The sequence below is a fragment of the Hyphomicrobium sp. genome, from assembly GCF_036262015.1.
Classification (GTDB): Bacteria; Pseudomonadota; Alphaproteobacteria; order Rhizobiales; family Hyphomicrobiaceae; genus Hyphomicrobium_C.
In genome coordinates, this window is record NZ_DATAJR010000008.1 from 1,270,781 (window position 1) to 1,295,516 (window position 24,736).

General features: G+C 60.2%; 15 protein-coding genes. 6 read left to right on the forward strand and 9 right to left on the reverse strand.

Features of this window, described 5'->3' with window-relative positions; translation table 11 throughout:
* The first annotated feature begins 168 nt into the window (after positions 1 to 168).
* On the forward strand, positions 169 to 972 hold the full coding sequence (locus VHO05_RS14565) for an alpha/beta fold hydrolase (protein ID WP_329647303.1): 804 nt from the start codon (positions 169 to 171) through the stop codon (positions 970 to 972).
* A 48-nt stretch (positions 973 to 1,020) separates the two neighbouring features.
* Here the strand turns inward: VHO05_RS14565 and VHO05_RS14570 are convergent, their stop codons facing one another.
* The 3 genes from VHO05_RS14570 to VHO05_RS14580 are packed head-to-tail and all read right to left on the reverse strand — an operon-like array spanning position 1,021 to position 6,151.
* Positions 1,021 to 1,992 (reverse strand): glycosyltransferase, encoded by a 972-nt coding sequence (locus tag VHO05_RS14570; protein ID WP_329647304.1) that lies wholly within the window; start codon positions 1,990 to 1,992, stop codon positions 1,021 to 1,023.
* A gap of 9 nt (positions 1,993 to 2,001) precedes the next feature.
* Entirely contained in the window at positions 2,002 to 3,336 is a 1,335-nt protein-coding gene (locus VHO05_RS14575; protein ID WP_329647305.1) for an oligosaccharide flippase family protein, read from the reverse strand.
* 46 nt (positions 3,337 to 3,382) lie between these two features.
* Positions 3,383 to 6,151, reverse strand: coding sequence for a glycoside hydrolase family 9 protein (locus VHO05_RS14580; protein ID WP_329647306.1), 2,769 nt, complete (start codon positions 6,149 to 6,151; stop codon positions 3,383 to 3,385).
* Between the two features lie 189 nt (positions 6,152 to 6,340).
* Here VHO05_RS14580 and VHO05_RS14585 point away from each other — a divergent pair, with 189 nt between their 5' ends.
* The gene (locus VHO05_RS14585; protein ID WP_329647307.1) at positions 6,341 to 7,675 is read left to right on the forward strand and encodes an O-antigen ligase family protein; all 1,335 of its coding nucleotides are present in this window, start codon (positions 6,341 to 6,343) and stop codon (positions 7,673 to 7,675) included.
* 24 nt (positions 7,676 to 7,699) lie between these two features.
* On the opposite strand, the gene VHO05_RS14590 is transcribed toward VHO05_RS14585, so the two are convergent.
* Both VHO05_RS14590 and VHO05_RS14595 read right to left on the reverse strand, forming a co-directional pair.
* Complete coding sequence (locus tag VHO05_RS14590; RefSeq protein WP_329647308.1) at positions 7,700 to 8,929, reverse strand: glycosyltransferase; 1,230 nt, start codon at positions 8,927 to 8,929, stop codon at positions 7,700 to 7,702.
* Positions 8,930 to 9,006: 77 nt separating this feature from the next.
* A complete protein-coding gene (locus VHO05_RS14595) occupies positions 9,007 to 9,699 on the reverse strand; it encodes a glycosyltransferase family 25 protein (protein WP_329647309.1) in 693 nt (230 codons plus the stop codon).
* A gap of 261 nt (positions 9,700 to 9,960) precedes the next feature.
* On the opposite strand from VHO05_RS14595, the gene VHO05_RS14600 reads away from it, so the two are divergent.
* Together VHO05_RS14600 and VHO05_RS14605 are read left to right on the forward strand one after the other, a co-directional pair.
* Positions 9,961 to 11,067 (forward strand): acyltransferase, encoded by a 1,107-nt coding sequence (locus VHO05_RS14600; RefSeq protein ID WP_329647310.1) that lies wholly within the window; start codon positions 9,961 to 9,963, stop codon positions 11,065 to 11,067.
* A 108-nt stretch (positions 11,068 to 11,175) separates the two neighbouring features.
* Complete coding sequence (locus tag VHO05_RS14605; protein ID WP_329647311.1) at positions 11,176 to 12,237, forward strand: hypothetical protein; 1,062 nt, start codon at positions 11,176 to 11,178, stop codon at positions 12,235 to 12,237.
* Positions 12,238 to 12,259: 22 nt separating this feature from the next.
* On the opposite strand, the gene VHO05_RS14610 is transcribed toward VHO05_RS14605, so the two are convergent.
* Genes VHO05_RS14610 through VHO05_RS14620 form a run of 3 tightly spaced genes read right to left on the reverse strand, consistent with a single transcriptional unit; the run spans position 12,260 to position 15,311 of the window.
* Positions 12,260 to 13,450: a glycosyltransferase family 2 protein gene (locus tag VHO05_RS14610; protein ID WP_329647312.1), complete on the reverse strand. Its 1,191-nt coding sequence runs from the start codon at positions 13,448 to 13,450 to the stop codon at positions 12,260 to 12,262.
* Entirely contained in the window at positions 13,447 to 14,793 is a 1,347-nt protein-coding gene (locus VHO05_RS14615) for a glycosyltransferase family 4 protein (RefSeq protein ID WP_329647313.1), read from the reverse strand. Before VHO05_RS14615 ends, VHO05_RS14610 begins: the two co-directional genes overlap by 4 nt.
* Positions 14,790 to 15,311, reverse strand: a complete 522-nt coding sequence (locus VHO05_RS14620; protein ID WP_329647314.1) for a flavin reductase family protein — start codon at positions 15,309 to 15,311, stop codon at positions 14,790 to 14,792. The genes VHO05_RS14615 and VHO05_RS14620 overlap by 4 nt, the downstream gene beginning before the upstream one ends.
* 295 nt (positions 15,312 to 15,606) lie before the next feature.
* On the opposite strand from VHO05_RS14620, the gene VHO05_RS14625 reads away from it, so the two are divergent.
* On the forward strand, positions 15,607 to 17,088 hold the full coding sequence (locus VHO05_RS14625) for an exopolysaccharide biosynthesis polyprenyl glycosylphosphotransferase (protein ID WP_329647315.1): 1,482 nt from the start codon (positions 15,607 to 15,609) through the stop codon (positions 17,086 to 17,088).
* Between the two features lie 28 nt (positions 17,089 to 17,116).
* Here the strand turns inward: VHO05_RS14625 and VHO05_RS14630 are convergent, their stop codons facing one another.
* A complete protein-coding gene (locus VHO05_RS14630) occupies positions 17,117 to 17,887 on the reverse strand; it encodes a WecB/TagA/CpsF family glycosyltransferase (protein ID WP_329647316.1) in 771 nt (256 codons plus the stop codon).
* Positions 17,888 to 18,200: 313 nt separating this feature from the next.
* Between VHO05_RS14630 and VHO05_RS14635 the strand changes: the two genes are divergently transcribed.
* Complete coding sequence (locus VHO05_RS14635; protein ID WP_329647317.1) at positions 18,201 to 24,689, forward strand: type I polyketide synthase; 6,489 nt, start codon at positions 18,201 to 18,203, stop codon at positions 24,687 to 24,689.
* The last annotated feature ends 47 nt before the right edge of the window (positions 24,690 to 24,736 follow it).

Genomic DNA, 24,736 nt, shown 5'->3' on the forward strand with positions numbered 1-24,736 from the left:
GATTGTGCAGGAGTTCCCTGGTTTCGGGTGCGGGCCGGAAAAATAGCCTTTGGCGTCGATGGTCAACGCAGTCAGCTCAGCCGGGCTCCGGGGTTGCAATGCCGACCGCGCCTGTGCCTACTTTCTCGCGACCGACTCGCATGGCTCGGCCCGGGGATTTCGCGCTGGATGCAGGACCTAACCTTCCAAATCTGCGAGTCGAGCACGACGAGCGGTTCGCTCCACTTCATCGCGAGCACCGATTTCCAAAATTCCAACCGCCATGTCGTGATCATGCTGCACGGCGCGTTGCGGTGTTGTGACTCGCTCGCCGGTTGGCTGCCTGTGCTTTCCCGCGACTACGATATGATCCTCGTGGATTTGCCGGGGCACGGGCGAGATCGCGCAATAGGCAATCCGTCGCTTAGCGACTATGCGGTGCGGCTGCAGGATTTTATCTCAGTCATCGACGAACGCCGGAAGGTCGCCGTTCTGGGCGAGTCCCTCGGAGGTTTGGTCGCTCTCGGGCTCGGTCAGGGGACGACGCCTCGGGTTGCGGCTGTCATGGCGGCCGACCCTCCGCTTTCGACGGCGAAGCAGTGGTGTGTTCGGCTCAACGTGCAAAGACCGGCCATACCGATGACGCCGTATCAGCGCGCGCTCCTGACCAACATGATGGGGTTCGATGGCGATAAGATCTTGAAAGATCATCTCTACTATCCGTTGATCGAAAAGGTTCGCGTGCCGACGTTGGTGATCACCGGAGATACACCGCTGTTTCCTGCTCTCCCTGATGTCAAAGATATCCCGAAGCATGTCCCGTGCCTGATCGATGAGGTCGACAAGGCGTTTATCAGGCAGATCGGCAATCCTCTGGTCTCGGTCGAGATCATCCGGGACGCAGGCCACCTTTGCATGGATGCGGCGAACAGGCAGGCCTGTCACATCGTGCGCGCCTTCTGCTCGCAACACCTGCCTCCGGTTGCGGTTTAGGCGGAGGCTCGCACACGGGCATCTATTGTTCGTTGTGGGCCCCGGTAGCTACTTGTATTCGATGAGGGTGTTTTCTTTGCTCAGCAGGCGATTGACGTAGAATTTGAGGATGCCGACGGTCTCCGCGACTTTTCCGGCCAGGATCAAGCTTCCGTATCCGTAGTCCGGTTTGCCGTTCACCCGCTGGCGCTGGGCGATCCGGAAAATCTGAACTGGAAAAAGTAGGACGACGACGGCGGCGCGCCAGTCCCAAAGGGCGGCGATAAGAGACGCGCCCATGAGGCTGCTCCAGGCCAGCGCGCTTTTGACGTTCCGATGCCAAGGAAAGTCGCGTTCGGGATGCAGGGACGAGACCTCGGCGAAGGCATGTCCTGCACGCACCGAGCGCCGCCACCATTGCCCGAAGGTGAGGATGGCTGCGTCGTGCAATGTCATTTCGTGATCGAGCCGCCAAATTCTCCAGCCGGCGTTCCGTAGACGGCGGCACAAGTCCGGCTCTTCTCCGGCAATGAGCGTCGCGCGAAATCCGCCGACAGCGGCGAAGGCTTCGGTTCTTGCCAAACAGTCACCGCCACACGCCTGCGCTTCCCCGATCGGTGTGTTCCACTCGATATCGCACATCCGATTGTAGAGTGACTGCTCAGGAAAACGCTCCCTTCGCCGCCCGCAGACGATCGCAACGTCGGGATGTGCTACGAGGAAGGTGCGCGCGGCTTCGATCCATCCTGCCGCAAGCTCGCAATCTCCGTCGACGAATTGTACGAACGCTACACCTGGGTGCGCGCTCTTCAGCGCCGCAAAACCTGCATTGCGCGCGCGGGCCGCGGTGAACGGGATCGTCAAGTCGAGTTCGACCACGAGCGCACCAGCGCGTCGCGCGGCCGCAATGCTGCCGTCGGTCGAGCCCGAGTCGACATAGACGCAGGGCAGTCCCAGATCGGCGACGGATGCGAGGCAGCGTTCGAGGCGGGCGCCTTCGTTCCGTCCGATGACCACAATGCCAACCGACGTCTCCGACATGGCCATCCCTCAGATCAGAAAGCGCAGGAAGCCGGCGCCGAAGCCAAGGCTGTAGCGCAGGATCGCGACGATGATCGCGGTGACGACCACAATGAGCGTGCAAGCGGCGTCCTGGGTGAAGAAGGTCAGTTGCTCGCGTTTTAGGCCGATAGCCAGCGGGACCAGGCGGAGCAGATCCGCCGTTGCAAGGACCGCAAGTGCCAGCATGAGGCCGCCCACGGCCAGCGCGAGAGGCAGGCCAATCAGTAGATAGCCAGCCTTGAGCATGTTGCCGCCGACCCCGTATGCCGGCCGGCTGACACCAAGCAGCGCATACTCGTTGATGTTCGCGATGATCGCGAACCATACGCCCATCAGAAGGATGGGGAGCATCAGGCCGGCTTCCTGATAGCGCTGGTCGTAGACGAAGTTGATGACGAGATCCGAAATGCTGATGCCGATGCCCATGCATAGGGCACCGAAGGTAAGGGCGCGCAGCCGCGTTGTAGCCAACTGGGATCTCAGATCTTCGCGCGGTCTCGAGGCGGCGGAGGCGATGGCAGGAAACACGAGGGTGTGACACAGCCGGGCCGCAAGCATGGCCGGGATGTCGCTAATCGTGCGCGCAATTCCGTAGATGCCGACGAGTGCCAGAGGGACCGCTGCGCCGAGATACAATCTGTCAAAGCTAGAGCAAAAGAGCATGAGCGCCGACATCAGGAAGATCCACTTGCCGAAATGTAGAATCTCTTTGGCATAGGATCTGGAAACGGTGTGTGTGCTCCGATCGGCGGGCAGCAGATAGGTGGTGAGGGCTCTGATGATCGAGGCCGCGACGTTGGCGATCACCAGCGCCCAGATAGTGGGCGAGATGGTCGCGGCAAGGATGGCGAGCGTGGCGCCGAGCATTTCGTGCGCGAAATCGAAGAGTGACAGACGCGCCACCTGGATATTTCGCTGCAGAATGTAGATTGAGGTTGATGACAGGCCACTTGCCACCAGCGAGATGGCAACCAGCTCTATGGCCGAGGCTGGTACGCCGTAGAGATCGGCGATGTAAGACGCCGTCATGTACATAAGGAAGCCGAGGATGCTTCCGCGTGCGCACTGGATCAGCCAGGCGGTGTTCTGGAAGACGGGATCGGATCCGTGCTTGCTGGCGACGATGTTCTGGCCGATGCCAACGTCCGAGAGAAGCTCGACGGCATTGCGCACGGTCATAATGACGAGTAGCGCGCCCATGATCTCCGGTGTGAGCAGGCGCGTGAGGTAGATGTTCGAGCCAAAGCGAAAGAGCGTCGACAGGATGAAGAGCCCTGCGATCCAGCTTGCGCCGCGAAAGAGCATGCCTGTCGAAAGCTGCATCAGGTGCTCCAGATTTCAGGAAAGAAGCGCATATCAACGGCTGCGATCAGTGTACCCTGGGGGCGCTTGGCGGACGGGCGGACTGGGAATGCAGATAGAGCCACATGGTGGCCGTAGGGCCGATGCTCTGGTTGATCGTGTACTCCTGCTGCATGATCACGCCGGGATGCTCGATGAGATATTCGTAGTAGGGCAAGGTGAAGCGGTTGGGTTCGACGCTGTTCTCACGCCTGCCGCTATCCGGCAAGGGCGCCGAGACGTGCGGACCGAACACCCAGTCGTATGACGTCATGGCCTGCGGCGCCCAGCCGTAGATGGTGATGCCGATCGGTGCCGCGACGCCCATTGCGCGATGGTCTTCGTGCAGGGGATGGCGAACGTTGCGGACACCCAGACCAGTCGTGAAGGAAAGGCCGTTCTGATTGGCTCCCAGGATTACTCCGGAGTTCATCTGCATCGCTTGAACGATCGCTGGATTGCCAGAAAGAATGTGTGCGCGCATCAGCGTCTGAAGAACGTTTGAGTCGGGCACCAGTCCCTGGCCCCATCCGGCGGGGCTTTGCGGGTGTTTGAGAGTTGGATAGGTTGCCTGCTGAAGCGGGCGCAGAAACTCTCGGGCTTGTGCTTCGAATGCGCGTCGGACGGCATTTCGGAGGGTCGGGTCTGCGGTCGCCGCGTGCAAGTACTCCCAGGCGCCGTCGGCGGCGTGTGAGAATAGGGGAAGGTGCTCCTTCCAAGCGGTTTCGAAGACCACAGCATAGGTCTTGTCGCCGGTAAGACGGTAGAGCGCGCCAGCGGCGCCGGCTCTGTGTTCATGGGCAATCTTTTGCAATGTGCTGCGAAGGCGGTCCCAAGCCGCCGCATCGAGCGCCTTGGTCTCGAGGGCGGTCTTGATCGCTTCGGAATAGAAACCGTCGGGGTTCTGGTAGCCCTGTTCCGCGGCAGCCCAGGCTTTCAATGCGCTCGCTTTGTAGAGCTCAGCGAGGGAAGGTTTGCGGAGTGCGGATAGGATGACAGAGAATTTTGCAGCAGCGGCTGCGTAGCGGAAACTCGATATGTGGTCCGGGGCATACGCGTAGACGCGAAGGGACTCGAGATAGCTTGGCTCGTTGGCGCGCGGGTGCTCGGCGCTTTCGATGCCGCCGCGAACCTGTCCGTTCGGAAGCTGGAGGCGCCGGAAGAAGTCCAAACCCCAGGCAATCTCGTGAATGAGATCGGGCGCGTCGTCGAGTTCGAGGTATAGAGCCGGATCCAGAACTTCGTGAGATTTTGGAATGGATAGGCGCGCGGTGCGTGCCGCTTCTCCCCCGTACTCGAAGAGGTCCATCAACCCGTAGCTGACTTCCAAATGCTGGATGCGGCGGTCCCAGTCACCTGCGTCCATGTAGCCGCCCCAGAGACGATCTTCGTCTGTCGAGACTGCGCCGATCCAATTGGTTTCCGCGCCAACCGTGAACGGGATCGGGCCTTCGGGGAAGTTCGAGGTGAAAATCAGGGGCAGCTTCGAGCTAAAGATCTTGGTATCTCCGCCGGCGCGAAATGCGGCCGGACGCGTGTAGCCGAAGCGGCCATCGAGCGCGATTCCGCTGCGGTGATTGTAAAGGCCTGCGAAAGCGGTTTGAGCTGCCCGCAGCCATACGTCATCTGTGACTGGAAATTTGTCGGAGACGCCGAGACCGTTGATGTGAATCCGATACGTACCGCTTTTGTCCGGCGTCCAATTACCGAAGTTTAACTCGAATACATAGGTGCCGGCTCTGTTGGAGCTGACGGCGGGACCTACGACGCCAAGCTCGTTTCGGGACCAGGACGTAACCGAAGCCGTCGTATCGGTGAGAGCGATGCGGTCGGCATCTACGATCCTGAACGCGTGTGCTCCGTTCAAAGCAGCCAGATTTCCGGAAAACCCTTGAAGCCAAGCGCGCGGCCCTGTGAGGCCGTGTTCCGGTACTTGGAGGATCATCTCCTTGTCGACCGAGAGAGCGGTTGCGTTGTGCGCGGGGACGGAGGAGCTCGGATACTCGAGAAGGTTTGGCATCCCGGTTCCGATCTCTGGATCGCCTGGTGCGCGGCGGAGTGTGATTGGACCTTCGAAGACGCGAGATCCTTGCTCGTCACGGATTTCAAAGCGTTTAAGACCGTAGCGGCGAAAATCGACCCGCCCCTCGTTGGGGCCACCGGGCAACCAGAGGGATAGATATGCAACTTTTGCCTTGTCGCCGGGCGCATAGCCATTCTGGTTAATGCGTAGCGCAATTGCCCGTGTCGTATCCTCGCGATAGTCAAACTGCGTAGGCGCGAGCGCCGCGCGTGGCCAGACGATGCGATGAGATCCTTCCGGCAGCGGTGCCTCGAGCTTCAGATAGATGAAGTGCTGAAAGCTCGCGCCGCTCAGGGTTGCGCCCATCGCGCCGCGGCTGACGCCTGAGTCGTAGGGAACGGACTTGCGGTAAACGCCTTCGACCTTCCGGCCAGAGATCGGTGCGTAATCCTGTGCGGCGTCAATTGCCTCGCGGTCGAGATAGGTGCTGGGCGGCGTATCCTGCGTACGCAGATGATCCTGCCGGGGCCCGACGAGCACGCCCCATTCGCCGCCGTGACTCATCCAGCTATTCCGCGTCGCGATGCCAGGAGCAACCTTGATGAGGCGGCCGGGGGTGAACGGAGGATCGCGCACGACAACGCCGATGACATCCGGTGCTGCGATGGTTACCTCGGCAACCTGCGGTTCGAGATTGGACCATGCGGCGGATGTCGAAAGCCAGAACAGCGCAAGAGCCCAAGCTGCCGTTGAGAGTACCGAAGATCTCTGCATGTATCCTCAACTGTCTCGAGGCCAGCGCCGCTGGCGGAGACAAAGACCGCTGTTAACTCTATCGATGCGCGAAACTCACTTTCGCGCCGGAGAAGCTATGCTCCGGTTCCGAAAGCCCTTGAGAACAGGTAGTGCCGGCGTGGGTTGCAATGCAACGTGTTGGTGGGCGAGCGGTTAAGGGCATCGTCCATGAAAATTGTCGTGGTTCTCGTCGCTCTTGCCGGCGTGTTGCCGCTCAGTCTGCTCCTTCGTTCTAGCCGTCGCATTGCGGAGTGGGCTTGGATAGCCATTGGCTTCCTTCCTTTTCTCCTTCCCGCTGTGCAGCAGGTGGATATCGCGCTCATCTCCGGCGAGGGTTGGATCGGATATGTGCACGGCGCCGAGATGACGGTCATCGATTTTCTGGTCATCGCTCTCCTGATTGCGTTGCCGCGCACGCGAAAGGTCCTCAGCTTTCACGTGCCTCTGGCGCTCTACATGTTCGCGCTGGTGCTTTCGCTCACACAGGCGGCGGAGCCCGTAGCCGCGTTCTTCAACGTCGTCCAGTTCGCGCGTATTTATCTGCTCGCCGTCGTCGTCGCGCGGGGATGCGCCGAGGAGGGTGTGCCTTTACTGCTCATGAAGGGGCTCGCGCTGGGCCTCGCTCTACAGCTCATCGTTGTGGCGTATCAGCTCGCCAGTGGCGCTTATGTGCAGCCTCCCGGAACCTTTGCGCATCAGAACACCTTGGGCATGGTCATTCATTTCATCGCGCTTCCCCACTTCGCGATGTTTCTTGCCGGCGCGCGCGGACTGCAGTTCGTTGTCGTACCGCCCATGAGCTTGCTCATCGCGGCGCTCACAGCGTCGCGTGCCACGATTGTGTTATGCCTTGCGGGATTGGGGCTCACCTATTTTCTGTCGCTCTTCCGCGGCGTCTCGAAACGAAAGATTACTACGGGTGCTCTTGGATTTCTCGTGGTTCTGTTGGTGGTGCCGATCGCCCTATCGTCGTTCGAAAGGCGCATTGCCGCGACGCCGCTGAGTGAGAACGCGTATGACGAGCGGGCAGCTTTCAATCGAGCTGCCGCGATGATCGTTGATGGCAACCCTTGGGGCGTGGGTGCCAATCACTATGTGTATGTCGCGAAAAACTTCGGATACTCGATCAAGGCAGGCGTTATCGACGTTGATGGGAATCTCAACAACATTGTCCACAACGCCTACCTACTTGCGGCGGTGGAGACCGGATATCTCGGTCTCTTCGCGTTCGTTGTCTTGTTGTTCTACCCGCTTGTGACGGCGTTCCGATACTCGCTATCGGCTCCCACGCTTGTTGCCGGAGATCTGTTGATGGGGATCGCGGCCGCACTCACCATCGTGTCGTTGCATTCCAGTTATGAGTACATCTTGTTTGGCCAGGATGTGCAGTACGTCTTTGCCATTACGTTCGGAATCGTAGCCGGAGTGGCGTCGCGGGTGGCGATGCGGAAACCTGCAACGGTTGGCCCGCAACCTCTTCTTCGAGATGGCGCCGTGATCTGATCTGAATATTGCGCTGGGCGATACTTATGCGCGGCTTAAGCTGTCTCGGATGAGTTCAGCGCGCGCCCGATAGACCGTTTCCTCGTCAAAGCGGCGGCCGGATTGTGCGGCTTGTGTGATCAGTGTTTTTAGCGTCTGGCGCTCTTTGTCGATCTGACGGATCTCACGCACGAGGGCGGGAACGTCTCCAACGGGCGTCAGGCTTCCGCCGCCGAAGCCTTCGACCAGCCCCTCGGGGTAAGCACTCTTGTAGCCGACGATCGGCGTTCCCGACACCAGCGCTTCAATCAGGCATCGCGGTGATTCCGGTGTTTTGTGGCAAAAGAGAAAGACATCGCTTTCGCGCAACTGATCGAGCAGCTGGTCGCGATCCGATACGTGTCCGCGCAGATGGACGACATCCGAGAGACCGGCCTGCGCCACTTTATTTCTCATTTCGGGCAGGCTCGGTCCGTCGCCCAGCCACGTGGCTTCGAATGCAACGCCAGAACGATGTAGTGCGATGAGCGCGGCTATCCAATCCTCCGGGCCCTTCATCGGAGCTGCGCGACCTGCGTAGCAGATGCGCACGGGAGCGCCTGAGAGGATGCGTGCGGTTTTCCTCTCAAGATCGTCGTCACTGATGAGGTCGGACGTTTTCGTATGGGTATCGTAGACGAGCTGCGGATTTGCGGCGTGTGCCTTGTAATAGTCGAAGCAGTCTTTTCCCTGAAAAATTCCGACGGTCGCCTTTCGGATGAGCTGCTCATGGTAGAGCTTCATGGCCGGCAGAAGCGCCAGTGTCTTCGCCTGCCGCTTGATCGATGACGAGGATAGCGTTGCGAGTTGCACCCGGTGCTCGACCCGGTCGAACCAAACGGCAAATGGTCGGCCTTGTTTTTTCGCTTCGAGGCCTGCGATGGCGCCCCAATCGCCGAAAAGGGCACCAATCGAAAAGCAGAGATATTGGTGCTGAGCAATGAGATCGCCGAGGGTGCTCCGAACGCTCCCGTAGTGCCTCACATGATCGAGGGCGCGATAGCCGACCGGAAGGGCAAGGACATTCAATCGGCCGGTGTTGATCAAGGGCGCGAGGCTGCGCCAAGCGACGGTGGACTCGCCTGTGTCGCCACTCTGGTCGAGCCCGGCATATGTTACGGTATCGAAATGCTCCAGCCAACGCTCGATCCCATGAAAGGTCTGGTCGTCGATGTGAGGCACACCACCGCGATTGCGAAGGGCAACATGAGTCACGAGAAGAATGGCGTTCTTCATTTCATGGTGTTCCGGATGGGGTTTTCCGGGTGCTACGGAAGAAATGGAATGGGAAGAGGCGGTGTTCTGCTGCCTGGCTATGTGCGTGCGTCCAGCCTGTGTTTGACCTTCCGAAGGGCGTATACGATCGGCTCGAGGGGTTTGATCCGATCGAACCAGCGCACGTTTGCTATGTCGGTCCGGGATGGGCGCTGGTGGGCGAGCGGCGGAATAGCCGCGAATGTCCGCAGCCCAAGCTCGCGGCGCGCGATGTTGATGGCTCCGTCGAATGGCATGCATCGGTCGGGTGGCTGTTTTGAGTTCAGAAGGGTTTCGCAGAAACTCAGGAGCTTTGGCAGGGCAGGACCGCGAATGCCGTAGCAATGCGCGCCGATGAACTCGACTGACCCGTCGACCTCAACTAACCCGTCCCGTGTCCACTCCACCCGGACCTCGGGCAATTGGTAGTGACCCGCATAAAAGATGTCCCAGTTGTCCGGGAGGCTGGAAACGATCGACGATCGGCTGCCGAAGCTCGGCGAGAACGCCACATCGTCCTCCATGACAATTAGACTCTTCGCCGCTTGGTTTTCCTTCAGCACGTTCATATGGCTGAGGAAGCATCCGTGTTCGCCGCGCGACCCGAATACGCCCGCCGATGTTGGCCGGATGGCAGAGAAGAAGGAGGCACCGGTCGCGCCGACACGTTCGAGCTCTGCCACGGTGTCGCGGCGGCGATCCAAACGTTCCGGAAGGTTGATGACCACTGCCTTTTCGAATTTATCGAACATTGGATTCCATTGGCCGAGCTAGGTCCGCGAGGTGCAGCGGGCGCACATTAGGCCGTCTCGGAGTCATTCTGGAAAACCATAAAGCTCTGATGGTGAATGGGCGCGGTGCCTGAGGAACTTCGGGATCGAGATTAACCCTTGCGCGTGTCAAACGCGGCCGCGAGCGGCCAACCCCTCTATGTTGCTTCGGCGCCAGCCCCACATGAGGGCTTTTTTGTTGGCCGATCGTGGCCGCATGTATTGGCTCGGCGTCGAGGACACATGCCCAACCACGTCGTAAGCATTCAATTTCTGCGCTTCCTAGCTGCGTTCATGGTGGTTGTGCATCATGCGCAGATCGCCCTGGTGCATCACGACTTGGCGGACGACGTCGTTTCCCGATCGGCGCGGTGGACGGATATGGGCGCGGCGGGCGTGCACATCTTCTTTGTCATCAGCGGATTTATCATGGTCCTAACGACCGAGATGACAGCGAGAGGAACTGCTGCCGCGCGCGCATTTCTAGCGCGGCGCTTCCTACGCATCTATCCATTCTACATACTATGTTGCGTTCTCTACTTGGCTATCTTTGCCCTTGTCGGAACGCCCAACCAACTGGCCATTCCGGATCTCTTGCTCGCGCTTGCTCTTGCGCCGGGTAAATCAGCTGGCATCATCGGGCCGGGCTGGACGCTCTCCTATGAGGTTTACTTCTATGCCTGCTTTGCCGCAGGTCTGCTGCTCACTGGCCGCCGCGGCTTGCTTGCGGTGACAATCTTTTTCCTATTCTGCATTGCCGTAGGCGTGATCTCGAGATTTGAGCAGCCGTGGCTGCAAGTTTTGACCAACCCGCTGCTCCTCGAATTCTTGCTCGGTGCCTGGATTGCAGTTCTCGTTCTCGGCCCTGACGATGTCCCGGAACGCACAATTGCGCCGCTCATTGTCATTTCGTTGCTACTGTTTCTGTCCGGCGCGGCGTACGACGCCAGCAGTATCCCAACCGTTGTTCTCTGGGGCGTGCCGAGCGCGCTTCTGGTCCTGGCGCTGGCGGCTCAGGAGATCCGCCGCGGCGCGCCAAGGTGGATGAGCGCGTTCACCGCGCTCGGTGACGCTTCATATGCGCTCTACCTGCTCCATGTCCTGCTCCTCGACATCGCGCTCCTTTCCATAAAGGCATTAGGAGGGACGGCCGAACATGCCATCGCGTGGGGGGCAATCGGAGTTGGAGTGTCCATCGTTGGGGCTCTTACGGTGCATGAGTTTGTCGAGCGTCCGATGCTGCATGGTCTGAGGTCGCGCGTGCTTCCGGCGGGGAATGAAGCGGTGTCGAGAACCGCAACCGATCGCGATGCACCTGTGCTCCGTGCGAGCGAGCGATCCAAAGCTTAGTCGGGATGTCCTGCAAGGAGCAGAACGATGAGCAAAAGGGCGCCCCAACGTCGGCGGCTAGGAGCAGCGGTCTTGAGCGTTGCGCTGGCTACTTCCTGGAATAATAGCGTGGCCGAGCAACAAACAGTGTCCCCAAACGGCTTTGCCTCGGTCTCCGTGTATTGGATCGGTCACAGCCTCATCAACACCAAAGTCCAAACAGAGGAAGGGACGATCGACCTCATGTCGCTTGTCAGCTCCTTTGCAAAGACGCGCGGTCTGGACTACGCGATGGGCGATCATACGTTTTCAGGCATTCCGCTTTCGGCGCAGTGGCGGGGGAAACCCCATTCCTACGAACGCGACGCTTCGGAGATGGTTTCCAAGCGGGAGGCCTTCGAGCGCGAGGCCGGGCGCTACGATACGGTCGTGCTCACGGAGGCCCTGCCTTTGCAGGCTTCTTTCGCGAACGAGTTCAGCACCTATTACCTTCGCAAGTTCTATTGCACGATCAAGCAGGCCAATCCGGCGGCGCGCGTGTTTCTGTACGAGTCCTGGATCAATCTTCACGGCACCGATCCCTATGCGGGCTATCCGCCGATGCATGAGTTCGACTGGGGCGCTGAAATGGTTGCGCAGAGGGGTCGCTGGGAGGCGCTCGCCGATGGGGCCTTGCAGCCGCGTGTTCCGCAACCGGGCTGGCTGGCACGCCTTGGATTGACGTCGATGACCGACGGCGGATGCGTTCCAAAGGATCCGATCCTGATTGTTCCGGTTGGGCAGGCCCTGATTTCGCTTCGCGATCGCCTTGCCGAACCGAGGCCGGGGGATCGTTTTGATCTGCCGGATGGACGTCGGCTTGCCTTCTCGGATCTATTCGAGAATCCTTACGTCAATTGGCCTCGGAACTGGCCGACGCGAAATGCGAATGCGGACGAGTTAGAAGCACAACGTCAGGCGCTCGTTCTGCGGGACCCCACGCGACCGCTCGACGACATACATCCCACCGCGATTGGGATTTATATGTCTGCCTTGGTGCACTTTGCGACGCTTTACGGCCAGAACCCGGTGGGCTTGTCCGCACCGTCTTTCTTGGGCGAACCGCTGGCGGAAACGTTGCAGTGCATCGCCTGGGAGACTGTTGTCTCGACGGCTCGATCCGGCGTCGAGGGCGAGGCGCGGTGCGGCTGAGCCCGCAGTCGTGCAGCAGACCTCATTCTGTATCGCGTTTCGACCGCACCCAGGCGACCGGACGTCCCTGTGCCACCTGCCGATAAAGCGAGAGCTTAGAAAACACGTAGCCTGGTACGAGACGGAGATCCCGAAACGAGACGATGGTGTCGGGTGCGCGCCAGATCGCCAACGCGATCGCGCCGGCGAAGACCGTTGCCGCCAACATGGCAGTGGCAAACGGAGCCAGCCATGCCGTTGCGATTGCCGTAGCCGCCGCGAGGACAACACCTGCTCCGGTCATCAATGCAAAAAACGAGAGCGGAGGAATGGCGGCGTCCAGTGCCAGCGCGAAGAGGGGACCGTTTCCGGTCCGCGCCGCTTCGAGGAGAAGAGCCGGAATATGCCGTACGATGGTGTTGAGGTGACCCGTCTCCCATCGTGTCCGCTGTGACGCTTGCCCCTCCGCGTTCAATGGGAAGGCACTGTAGACGCGCGCCTCTGGGTAGAAGCGCGGACTGTGACCTGCGCGTGCTAAGGAAAGTCCGAGTGCGAGGTCTTCGACGAGGTCACCTGTCGCGAGTTGAGCCTCTGAGAGAACGGCCCAGGGGAAGGCCATGCCGGTTCCCATCAGTTGGCAGGGCAGGTTCAGGCGTTGCAGGCCGAGCGGGCGGATGTAGTTTTTCAGATGCCACGCAAAGCCGGCGATCAAGAGGTAGGGCGTGCGCGCGTCTCCGGGTGCGATCAGCCGGTAGTCGGCTTGAAGAGGGCGCTGTGCGGCATGGCTAGCAACTGCGAGATCGCGCAACGCGCCGCGTTCGGCGGTGCAATCCGCGTCCATGATGAGCACGACGTCGGGTGGATCGGCTGCCAGGTGGCGCAGGGCAAAATCGAGCGCAAAGCCCTTTCCGCGGCGTTCGGTGTCTTCCCTGACGATAACCTCGGCGCCTGCTGCGCGCGCCACTGATGCGGTGTTGTCAGTGCAGTTGTCAGCAACAACGAGCACACGATCTTCAGGCGACATCTCACGCAGAACACTGGCGATCGTTTCCGCTATTCCGGATTCTTCATTGTGCGCCGGTACGATCACGGCGGTTCGTGGAGTGAACGCGCTCAGGCGTGGAGCGCGGCCCGGCAGGAAGGAAGCGATGACCTCGCAAAAGAGAAGCACGCTGGGCACGAGGAGCAGTACGCCGATGGCGGCGACGATCGCGAAGCTGAATGCGGTCATCATGCCACGGCCGCTTTTTCGTCGGCGCCGCAAAATAGAGTTGCGAGCTTTGCCGCCTCTGTAACGATTGCATGCCGCTCGGTTGCGCGGGCATATCCCCTGGCACCCATGCGCTCCAGCTCAGCGTCGGAGCACGCAAGGCACGCTTCCATTGCGCTCACAAGGTCATCGAGGCTGCCTGCCGGAACGAGCCAGCCGGACTTGCCGCTTTCGACGAGTTCCGGAATTCCGGCGATGTAGGTAGAGATGACCGGGCGTCGAAGTGCCATCGCTTCCATGAGTACGACCGGCAAGCCTTCTTGGAAGGAAGGTAGAACAAGTGCGCGGGCCGCCAGAATCTCTTCGCGCACTTGGGCACTGCTGATCTCACCGGTGATGCGCACGGCTCGCGCCAGACGTAACGTTTTCACACGCGCTTCAAGTGATGCGCGCATTTCTCCCCCACCGGCGAGGACAAGCTCGCAACCGGGATGGCGCTGCACGATCTCGCGGAAGGCATCGAGCAGGAGGAGTTGCCCCTTCTGTTCGCACAAGCGCCCGACGCACACGAAGCGTCGCGTTGGGGCGGCCGCCGCCGGAGCGTCGCGGTAGAATTCACCATCGAGGCCGCAGTGAACGACCTTGATTTTCTTCCAGTCATTCTGTGCGGCCACACGGAAAAGCTGGCTGCGGCCGTACGAGCTGATCGCGGCGACAAACTTTGCGTTAGCGATCTTTTTGTCGAGCCGCAGGCTGGGGCCTCGGTCGAACTCCTCCGGTCCGTGAACGGTGAAGCTGTAAGGCGGACCGCCCAAAGCGTGTACCAAATATGCAATCTCGGCGGAGTTTGTTCCGAAATGGGCATGCAGGTGCGTGGCCCCCGATTGCGCAAGCCAGTGGGCTATGACGCAGGCCTCTGCCAAGTATGCGAGATGGTAGGGAAGCGATCGCTGGTCCTTGCGGGAGAAGCTCAGGGTCTCTCGAAGGGCTGCAACGAACTGGCGCGGACGAGAGATCGCGGTCGACACTGTGGACCAGAGAAGACGGAGCACGCCCTCTTTGAGCACGAAGCGCGTCTTTTGCCGCTCCAGAATGTCGGCAGGATCAGCAAGAGGCGCATTCCAGCCTCGGAGAGAGAGCCGGTCCACTCGAACGCCCTGCTGCTCGAGTGCTTGAATTTCGCGTCGTATGAACGCGTGACTTGCCTTCGGATACTGGTTGATCAGGTAGGCGACGTGCAATGCGTCACGCGCTCGACTGGACTCCGCTTCTGCCGGAATGCTGCCGCTGGAAGGTAAAATCTTGCGCTCGAGCGCGCGTCCACCAGCCACCGCGGTGGTGTTGGCCATGGCCCGCTGTTCGATCATGCTGTCTTCGCTTCGGGCACGAGAGACAACAGCGTGCGGAACACGCCACTCAGATAGAGGAGGGGGTTGGCGCCAGATCGCGCTGATCCTGCAAGGACCTCGCCTAATAGAACCGTATGCGTTGAATCGCGCATTGTCTCCACGAGGCGACATTCGAGGTGACAGAGAGCGTGCTTTAGAACGGGCGTGCCGATCATTCCGATCTTCCAAGCGTCCGTCTGAAAGCGTCCTTCACCTCGGACGCCGGAATCTGCCGCGAACATCCGAGCCAAGTGCTCGTCACCCGCCGAGAGAACGTTGATGCTGAAGCTTCTGTTCTCGAGGATTTCGTCGTGAGCGCTGGCCAGGTGATTGACACACGCAATCATCTTCGGGGGGCTATCGCTCAATGAGCAAATCGACGTTGCGGTGAGACCGTTGCGTCGACCTGGCAATCCGGTTGCGACGATGCTTACCGACGCGGGAATGTGCCTCATGAGTGCGCGGAAGTTCGCAGGATGAAGGGGCGCTGTGCTCATCGGTCTCGTCGGACCTCACTTCTCGGTTGCCGTGCAACATGGCCGGCAAAGGCCAGCCGTTTGTGGGGACCTTAGGTTCTGACCATAGTCTTCGCTGGAACAACCAAGCGTTAACCTTGATCGTCGCGGCATGCCTAGCTTGGCGCGGCAAGTGCATGTCTGGGGTTGTCTGAGGAATTACATCAGGCGACTGATAATCAGGCTTAACCAAATCTAAAGTAACTTCTTTAAAACGCGACCCAATGCTTTAATTTTTATTAAGTAATTTTCAGGGTCGTCGGCGGGCTTCCTATCAATGTTGCATTCGGTCAATTCCCACGGCCTGTCCGGAAAGCGCCCGGACGTGCAGAGCTCGGTTGCGGATCAAGTCGCTCCAATCAGTGCTGTTCGCGCGAAGAACACGGCGATCATTCCACTCCGCCGCTGCATTGCCGCGCTTGCTCTCGCTGAAGGAGCCGGGCTGATTGCGGTTGCGCCGCTGGCGATGATGCTCGACGATTTGCTCGGTGATCGCGGCCCGATTTTTCTCTACCTGGTGGCAGCGTTTGTTCTGGCCGTGGCGGTTCATCTGTTTTATCGGCAGATGGAGCTTTACTCCATTGAGACCCTGACCCAGTTTCCCCTTCAGCTCGGCAAGCTCTGGGGTGGGCTCTTGCTGTCCGTGTTCGTGATCCACGGCGCTCTCTATCTTTTCCGCATCGAGCATGGCTTTTCGCGGACCCTGACGGTGTTCTGGTTCCTGGCCAGCGCGGTCGCGATCGTGCTCGTCCGATGGATCGGCAAACGGCAGATCAGGTCGTTGGCCGATCGGGGTGTGCTTCGCTATCAAGTCGCGCTTGTCGGTACGGCGAACCATATTGCTGCCTTGGAAGAGCAGCTCGATCGGTCGTCCGGTTTTTGCGAAGTGACGGGCCGCTTTATCATCGACGATGGCGTGGGTAACGACGCACTGCCGGGCGCTTCGCTTGCCGTACTGCAGGAGGTCATGGAGCGGCGGGGGTATGATCTGATCGTGATCGGAATACCTGCGGCCAAGCCCGATCTCATTCAGAGCACGATCAAGAGTTTGTCGGGATTTTCAGCGGAGCTGCTGCTTTGCAGTGAAATCAAGCCGATCAACCTGATGGTGCATGAAACGCGTTTTCTCGGAAGGATTCGTGCGGACATCATCAATATCGTCCCCAAATCGGAGCGGAACCGGTTTGTGAAGCGCGTTCTGGATTGTTCGATTGCAGCAGCTGGTCTCGTGCTCCTCAGTCCGCTCCTGGCAATTGTCGCGCTGGCGATAAAGCTCGACACTCCAGGCCCCGTTTTCTTCCGGCAGCGCCGATACGGGCAGAACAACCGGGTCTTTCGCATCTTCAAGTTCAGGACGATGCGGGTCACTGAAGATGGGGTTCACGTCAAGCAGGCGGAGCGTCACGACGATCGCGTAACCCGAGTAGGACGCATCTTGCGCGCAACCAGCTTGGATGAGATCCCGCAGCTCATAAATGTGCTGTTCGGCGATATGTCGCTCGTAGGGCCACGGCCGCATGCTCTCGTTCACGATCAGTTATTCGAAGAAAAACTTGATCTCTTCTCCAGCCGTCGCCGCGTTCAGCCTGGATTGACGGGATGGGCACAAGTGAACGGGTATCGGGGTGAGACAAGGACGACCGAGGATATTCGCCGACGCCTTGAGCACGACCTCTACTACATTGAGAATTGGTCGATCTGGTTTGATATTGAAATCATACTTCGCACGGCGCTCGTTGTCTGGCGGGGGGCGTACTAGATTCCCCCTTCCGAGGCGTGGTCTTGCCTCAGGCGGGACGCCCGGAGACGCGCCGGCGCACCAGCGAATTGCTGATGATCGACGGCAGTACGAGGACACAGTCGAGATAGCGGGCTGCGAGACGCCGAGGGTTGAGAGCAAGCCGCCAGGCCCATTCGCAGCCGATCTGGCGTACGAACTTGGGTGCGCGATGTTGATAACCGGCGAGGAAATCGAGGCCCGCGCCGATGCAGACAAAGGCCGCCTCGGTCTTGAGGGCGATTGCCTTGTCGGCAAACAGTTCCTGTTTGGGCGCCCCGAGCGCAATGAAGAAGATGTTCGCGTCCGTCGCCTTCACGAACTCTTCGGCTTCGGTCACCGTGTCCGCAGTGACGTTGAAACCCTGAGGGGGCGAGTAGGCTCCGGCAATTTTCAATCCGGGATACGTGGACTGAAGATACTTTGCGGCCTTCGAGAGGGAGTCGAAAGAGGAGCCGAGCAGGGCGATGCTCAATCCGGCCCGGCGGGCCTCTTCGCAAAGGGGTTCAATCAGATCGGATCCGGCCGCGCGCGTCACGCGCTTGCCCTGGAGGCGCCCCGCCAACGCGATCGGAAACCCGTCCGCGAGCACGATGCCGGCCCGTTCGTATGCCCGCCGAAATGCGCCATTCCTGCGGATTTTTACGACATGATCGAGATTCATCGTGAAAACGCTGAACGCGCGTCCGCTTCGGATCTCGTCGCAAATCTGCTTGGCGGCCTCCGTAATCGTGAGTGTATCGACGTTCAGGCCCTCAAGTTGAAATTGCTCGTGCGCCATTGCTCTTCCGCTTTTCTCCGAGACCGCCACGTCGCTGGCCTACGCAGAAATAGAAGCAGCACGGACTGGATGCGAACGCGAAGAGCGATGGTGGTTAAATCGGATCTGCAGGAACGTTGCGACAGGCGGGAGGACGAAGCGAACTTCGTGGGACGGCGGCGGCGCGATATTTGCAAGGCAGTTAGCCATCTTCCGCTGCAACGCCCGCTTGGCTCATTAACCTCGGCGCGGGTTGGGATTGGATGCTCGTGCGTGCAGTGACCTATATGGATAACGTGATTTTTGTAGACTGGTTTTGTGGGGATCGTGCGCGATGAGCGACGACGTCGAGTTCTCTAATCCGACTGATATCGCGATTGTCGGTATGTCTCTGCGCGTTCCGGGTGCCCGGACTGTCGCCGAGTTCTGGCAAAATCTGCGGGACGGCGTGGAAAGTATGCGCACCGTATCCCAGGACGAATTGCTCGCGGCGGGTGAGTCCTCGGAAGTCATTCGCCGCAAGAACTATGTGCCGCGAACAGCTGAGCTTCCAGGCCTTGCGGATTTCGATGCGGATTTCTTTGGGTTCAGCCCGAAGGAAGCCCTCGTCATGGATCCTCAGCACCGGCAGTTCCTCGAATGCGCGTGGGAAGCGCTCGAGGATGGCGCGACGCTTCCCGAGGCGGTTGGCGGTCGCGTGGGCGTGTTCGCCGGCTGCGGCATGGGCAGCTACTTCTATTTCAACGTTCTGAGCCACCGCTCTCTGGTCGATCAGGTGGGGATGTTCCTGCTTCGCCATACGGGGAACGACAAGGACTTTCTTGCTACGCGTGCTTCGTTCCTCCTCAATTTGAAGGGACCCAGCATCAACGTCCAGACGGCCTGCTCGACGTCGTTGGTTGCTGTTCATTACGCTTGCCAGAGTTTGCTCAATGGCGAGTGCGATATGGCGCTGGCGGGCGGCGTGACCATCGAGTTGCCGCATGGTGTGGGCTATCTGCACCAAGAGGGCGAAGTTCTTTCTCCCGATGGCCATTGTCGCGCTTTTGATCATCGCGCAGCGGGCACCGTGTTCGGTAGCGGCACCGGTGTCGTGGTTTTGCGCCGTCTGTCCGACGCGTTGCGTGACGGTGATCCGATCCGCGGCGTTATCAAGGGTTCTGCGGTCAATAACGACGGTAGCAGCAAGGCGGGTTATCTGGCGCCGAGCGTCACCGGTCAGGCTGAGGCGATCATCGAGGCGCTGGGGCTCGCGGATGTTGCGGCGGATTCGATCCAATATGTCGAATGTCACGGGACAGGCACCTATCTCGGCGATCCTATCGAGATCGCGGCTCTGACACAGGCCTACAGGCAGACCACGGCGCGCAAGGGTTATTGCCGGATCGGGTCGGTGAAGACCAACATCGGGCACCTCGATACGGCAGCGGGTGTCGTGGGGCTCATCAAGTCGGTGCTTGCACTTGAGCGCGAAGAGATTCCGCCCACGCTCAACTACGAGAAGCCCAATCCCTCGATCGACTTTGCGGGAAGTCCGTTCGTCGTCAACGATACGCTTACGCCCTGGCCCCGTCGCGGAGCGCCGAGACGCGCAGCCGTGAACTCGCTAGGCGTTGGTGGCACGAATGCGCATGTGATCGTCGAGGAGGCTCCCGCGCGCAGGGTGGATGCGCGTTCGAAGCACGAAGATCCGCAGCTGCTTGTCCTGTCCGCGAAGAGCCGGAAGGGGCTGGATGACGCGGGCACGCGTTTGTCCGAACATCTCGCAGCCAATCCCGGACTCGCACTTGCTGATGTTGCGTACACCCTGAGCAAGGGGCGCCGCCTTTTCGAGCATCGTCGCGTCGTTGCGGTTGAAAGTCGCGAGGATGCCATTGCTGTGCTTGCGAAGCCGGACTCGCGCCGGCCCGGAACCCATAGCGTTATCGATGGCGCGTCGGGCTTGGTCTTCCTGTATCCCGGTGGCGGTGCCCAGTACGTCGGCATGGCGCGAGATCTTTACGTCAAGGAGCCGTCGTTCAAGGCCGCTGTCGACGAGGGGTTGGGTTATCTTCCGGCCGATGTTGCGCGTGAATTGCGCGATATCTGGCTCGGCGAGCATGGCACCGGCAGCGATGCGGCCGAGCGGCTGTTAAAGCCCTCAAAGCAGCTTCCAGCCATGCTGATCCTCGAAGTGGCGTTGACGCGCCTGTGGATGAGCTGGGGCGTAACACCGGCAGCGCTTATCGGACACTCGATGGGCGAGAATGCTGCGGCTTGCATTTCCGGCGTTATGAGTTTCGAAAGCGCGGTCAATCTCGTCCATCTGCGCGGGAAGCTTGTTGACGAGATTTCGGGTGGGGCGATGTTGAGCGTTCCTCTCTCCGCCAAAGGGGTAGAGGAAAGGCTTCCAACCGATCTCGAACTCGCGGTTGTCAACGCACCCGAACTTTGCGTCGTGACTGGGCCAGCCGCTGCCATCGAAGCATTTCGTGCAACTCTTGTGGCTGATGGTGTTGATGCCGCGCGCATTCCGATTGATGCGGCGGGACATTCGCGCCTGCTCGATCCGATTCTCGAACGGTTTGAAGCATTCTTGCGCAAGTCGCAGCTGTCAGCGCCGCGCATTCCGATTGTTTCGAACCTAACCGGCACGTGGCTCACGGACGCGGAGGCACGTGATCCCGCTTATTGGACGCGGCATCTACGTCGAACGGTACGTTTTGCCGACGGCATGGCGACTTTGGCCGAGGACGCCAAACGCATCTATGTCGAGGTCGGGCCGGGGCGGATGTTGTCGTCGCTCGCAAAGGCGCAGGGCAAGATCAACGCCAATCAGGTGATCAACAGTCTACCTCACGCCGAGGAAGACGTTGACGATCAACTCCACTTTCTCACGGCCGTCGGTCGCGTGTGGGCGACGGGCATTTCCGTTCCCATCGAGCGGATGTGGCAAAACGGAGCGCCGCGCCGCGTGCAGTTGCCGACCTACGCCTTCCAACACAAGCCCTACTTCCTGGAGCGGATCACGAATGCCGATGCAGGCTCTGCCGTGCCTCAACTCTCCAAGAAGGCGGACATTGCAAGCTGGGGCTGGGAGCCAGTGTGGAAGCCTGCCTATGCCGATACGGTTGTCGGCGCGGATCGCACGCCAGGCTCTTTCCTTGTCTTCATGGATGACGCGGGTGTCGGCGAGGCTTTGGTCTCGCGCCTGCGTGGCCATGGTCATCGTGTGACGACCGTCGCACTTGGAGACGTGTTTGCCCATTTTGGGAATGACCGCTATGCGCTGTGTCCGGAGCATGGCCGAGAAGGCTATGACAAACTGCTGGAACACCTTGCGTCCCAGGGCGGTGTTCCCGAGCGGATCGCTCATCTGTGGCTGTTGACGGCCGATGAGAGTTTCCGCAGAGGATCGAGCTTCCTGAGCCGTAACCTCGAGCGCGGCTTCTACAGCTTGTTCTACCTAGCTCAGGCGCTTGCCAATACCGACACGCCTTCGACGCTGCAGATCGACGTGTTGAGCAACGGAATGCAAAAGGTCGGAGACGAAGCTCTTCCGTACCCCGAAAAGGCCACTGTTCTCGGCCCGGCCCGGGTATTGCCGCGCGAAATTGCGGGTGTGAGCGTCCGCGCGATCGATGTGCAGTTCGATGAGCAACGGGCGCGGAGCAGCGCTGCTGCGGTGGTGGATACCGTGCTTGAGATGAGCGGGTTCCGGGATAGCAAGCGCGCCGACGCGCTCATCGACCAAGTCTGGGACGACCTCTTTGCTTCGACTGGCAGCGAGATCGTGGCCCATCGTAAAGGCCGCCGTTGGATCCGTACGGAGAAGGAAATTCCGCTCGATCGGCCGGAGCTGGGTGCGGCCAAATTCAAAGAACGCGGTGTCTATCTTGTGACGGGTGGCCTGGGCGGGCTCGGCTCCGTGTTTGCGGAGGCGCTAGCCCGTACGTACAAGGCGCGTCTCGTTCTAATCGGCCGGACGGAGCTTCCCGCGCGACCGGCATGGTCCCGCTACCTCGCAGCGTACGGCACCGAAGACCGCATCGGCCGGTCGATTGCTACCATCTTGAAGATGGAAGAAGCCGGTGGTGAGGTGCTCTATATTCGCGCCGATGTTACCAACACGGAACAGATGACGGCTGCCATCGGCGAAGCCAAGGCGCGCTTTGGTGCGATCAACGGTGTTCTCCACGCCGCAGGGATCGTCAAGGACGAACTCATTGCGTTGAAGGCGCCCTCGGATATCGAGGATGTCTTCGCTCCAAAGGTGTTCGGGACGCTGGTTCTCGACGAAGCGCTGAAGGGCGAGAAGCTCGATCTCTTCGTTCTTTTCTCGTCGACCAGTACGGACATCGCGCCAGCCGGGCAAGCCGACTATGTTGCGGCTAACGCGTTTCTTAATGCCTTCGCGGAATCGAAGGCCGCTATCTCGGGTACGCCGACGGTCGCCATCCATTGGGGCATTTGGAATGAGGTGGGCCTTGCTGCGCAAGCCGTCCAAGGCGGCGTGACGGAAGAGGGCACCGCCATCGTAGAGCCCTGCCGTACCGCGCTTTTCGATCGTCGCGTGCGCGACAGCGTTCGCGGCGACTGGTTTGAACTCAAGGGCGATGCGTCGCGGCATTGGATTCTAAACGATCATCGCTTGAAATCCGGCGAAGCCATTTGGCCGGGCACTGGCTATCTCGAGCTGATCGCCGAGGCCGCGCGGGAGTTGCGCATCGACGGCGCATTCGAAGTCGAAGACTTGATGTTCTTGCGGCCCCTGCACGTCCCGGACGGCGAGGCGCGGCGTATTCGCGTTCGTCACGTTCGCGAGAGCGGCCGCTATCGCCTGGCGATCGAGAGCAGGTCGCCGAAGGATGACGATGGGACTTGGGTCGAGAATGCCTCCGCCCGTGTACGGATGAATAGAACCGAAGCCCCCCCTGTTCTTGACGTTGGAAGACTTGTCACCGCGTGTGCGGACCATGTCCTCGATGGGGGAGGAGTGCCGCTAGCTTCGGAGCAGGAGGTTCATCTCGCGTTCGGTCCGCGCTGGAACGTGCTGCGCTCCATTCATTTCGGGAAGCGCGAAGCAATCGCAAAACTTGCTCTGGATCAGCAGTATGCCTCTGACCTGGAGCGCGGCTATCTTCTGCATCCAGGACTTCTGGATCTCGCGACCGGCTATGCCATGGCCCTGATCGAGGGGTATGACAGCGCGGCTGGACTTTGGGTGCCGATGACCTATGGCAGTTTCCGCGTCTTCGCAACGCTTCCAGACACGATCTGGAGCCACGTCGTGCTCAATGAGGCGGCGAACCCAGGCGCAGGATACGCGACATTCGATGTCACGATCTCGGACGACACCGGACGTGTGGTTGCCAAAGCCGAACGGTTCACGATCAAGCAGCTTGCCCGTGGCGCCGGTTTCGGAGCCGCGCCATCGGATGCAGCGAGCGTGAAGCGCGACGTTGCCCGTGAACAGCGCGCTGTACAGGAACTGTCTCCCGCACTCGCGCGGCTGGCTGCGCAGGTCGATCAGGGCATCGGTCCGGCGGAAGGCATGGACGCGCTGCTTCGCGCGCTCGGTGTGGGCCGGCCGGAGGTCATCGTAAGCTCTATGGATCTCCCTCTGCTGCAGCGTTCTGCAGGCCATGTCGATGTTGCGGCGGACGCGACATCAGCGTTTGACCGCCCGGATCTGGGCAGTGAGTTCGTCGCGCCGCGCAACGAGGTGGAGCAAACGCTAGCTGGGTTCTGGACGGAGCTTCTCGGCGTCAAGAACATCGGTATTCACGACAATTTCTTCGATCTCGGAGGGCATTCGCTCATCGCGGTTCGTCTTTTCCGCATGGTCAAAAGTACGTTCTCCGTCGATTTCCCAATTTCCGTTCTTCTTGAAGCGCCGACGATCTCCGCTTGTGCCGAGCTCATTGCAAGCGCCGGCGGGAGCGTGCCGGAAACGGAAGTTGTTGGCGAGCCTCAGAACGCGGAGGCCAAAGAGCGTTACGTTCATCTTGTCCCGATGCACGCCGGACCGGATAGCGGTCGCAAGCCGTTCTTTATCTGTGCCGGCATGTTCGGAAACATTCTGAACTTGCGCTACCTCGCCCAACAGATCGGCAAGGTGCGGCCGGTCTATGGACTTCAGGCGCGCGGTCTCTACGGGGATCAGGCGCCGCATGAAACATTCGAGGAGATGGCTCGCAGCTATCTCGCCGAGATTCGCACCGTGCAGCCGCATGGGCCTTACCTCCTGGGTGGCTTCTCAGGCGGCGGGCTTGTTGCGTATGAAATGGCGCGGCAACTTGAAGCGGAAGGCGAGGAGGTGGCGATTGTGGTCATGCTCGATACGCCTATCCCTGGGCGTCCGACGCTGACTACGAGAGATCTCATCTCCATGAAGATGCAGGATCTGAAGCGCCATGGCTTAGGTTTCCTCGCGCAGTGGGCATGGCGGCGGATCCAGTGGGAGTTACAGCGCTTCCGCAGTCCGGCGCAGGATTCGGATTCGGCGGATCAATTCCACAACGAGGCGATCAAGGATGCCTTCTATCGGGCGCTGGGGCGGTACCAAGTCAAATCCTATGACCATTCCGTGCTGGTGCTGCGGCCCCGGATGAAGGTGGCATATCACGTCAGCGGCGGTGTGCGGATCGACGAGTATCGCTCGTTCGTCCGCGAGGACAACGGCTGGAGGCCCTATGTGCCGAAGTTGAACGTCGTCGAGGTCCCCGGCGATCACGATTCGATGGTTCTCGAGCCGAACGTGCGCGTGCTCGCCGGGCATGTGCGCAGTGCGCTCGATCGGGCGGAGACGTATGGCCAGCTGCTCATGACGGCGGCTGAGTGACACCAAGCGCAAACTAATCGGCCGGACAGAATGTCCGGCCGATCAAT

What these genes read in the sequence shown, in the direction of transcription:
- VHO05_RS14635 (WP_329647317.1), top strand. Translation starts at nt 18,201, where the DNA reads ATGAGCGACGACGTCGAGTTCTCTAATCCGACTGATATCGCGATTGTC.
- VHO05_RS14595 (WP_329647309.1), bottom strand. Translation starts at nt 9,699, where the DNA reads ATGTTCGATAAATTCGAAAAGGCAGTGGTCATCAACCTTCCGGAACGT.
- VHO05_RS14615 (WP_329647313.1), bottom strand. Translation starts at nt 14,793, where the DNA reads ATGATCGAACAGCGGGCCATGGCCAACACCACCGCGGTGGCTGGTGGA.
- VHO05_RS14585 (WP_329647307.1), top strand. Translation starts at nt 6,341, where the DNA reads ATGAAAATTGTCGTGGTTCTCGTCGCTCTTGCCGGCGTGTTGCCGCTC.
- VHO05_RS14610 (WP_329647312.1), bottom strand. Translation starts at nt 13,450, where the DNA reads ATGATGACCGCATTCAGCTTCGCGATCGTCGCCGCCATCGGCGTACTG.
- VHO05_RS14565 (WP_329647303.1), top strand. Translation starts at nt 169, where the DNA reads ATGCAGGACCTAACCTTCCAAATCTGCGAGTCGAGCACGACGAGCGGT.
- VHO05_RS14580 (WP_329647306.1), bottom strand. Translation starts at nt 6,151, where the DNA reads ATGCAGAGATCTTCGGTACTCTCAACGGCAGCTTGGGCTCTTGCGCTG.
- VHO05_RS14625 (WP_329647315.1), top strand. Translation starts at nt 15,607, where the DNA reads ATGTTGCATTCGGTCAATTCCCACGGCCTGTCCGGAAAGCGCCCGGAC.
- VHO05_RS14630 (WP_329647316.1), bottom strand. Translation starts at nt 17,887, where the DNA reads ATGGCGCACGAGCAATTTCAACTTGAGGGCCTGAACGTCGATACACTC.
- VHO05_RS14620 (WP_329647314.1), bottom strand. Translation starts at nt 15,311, where the DNA reads ATGAGCACAGCGCCCCTTCATCCTGCGAACTTCCGCGCACTCATGAGG.
- VHO05_RS14590 (WP_329647308.1), bottom strand. Translation starts at nt 8,929, where the DNA reads ATGAAGAACGCCATTCTTCTCGTGACTCATGTTGCCCTTCGCAATCGC.
- VHO05_RS14570 (WP_329647304.1), bottom strand. Translation starts at nt 1,992, where the DNA reads ATGTCGGAGACGTCGGTTGGCATTGTGGTCATCGGACGGAACGAAGGC.
- VHO05_RS14600 (WP_329647310.1), top strand. Translation starts at nt 9,961, where the DNA reads ATGCCCAACCACGTCGTAAGCATTCAATTTCTGCGCTTCCTAGCTGCG.
- VHO05_RS14575 (WP_329647305.1), bottom strand. Translation starts at nt 3,336, where the DNA reads ATGCAGCTTTCGACAGGCATGCTCTTTCGCGGCGCAAGCTGGATCGCA.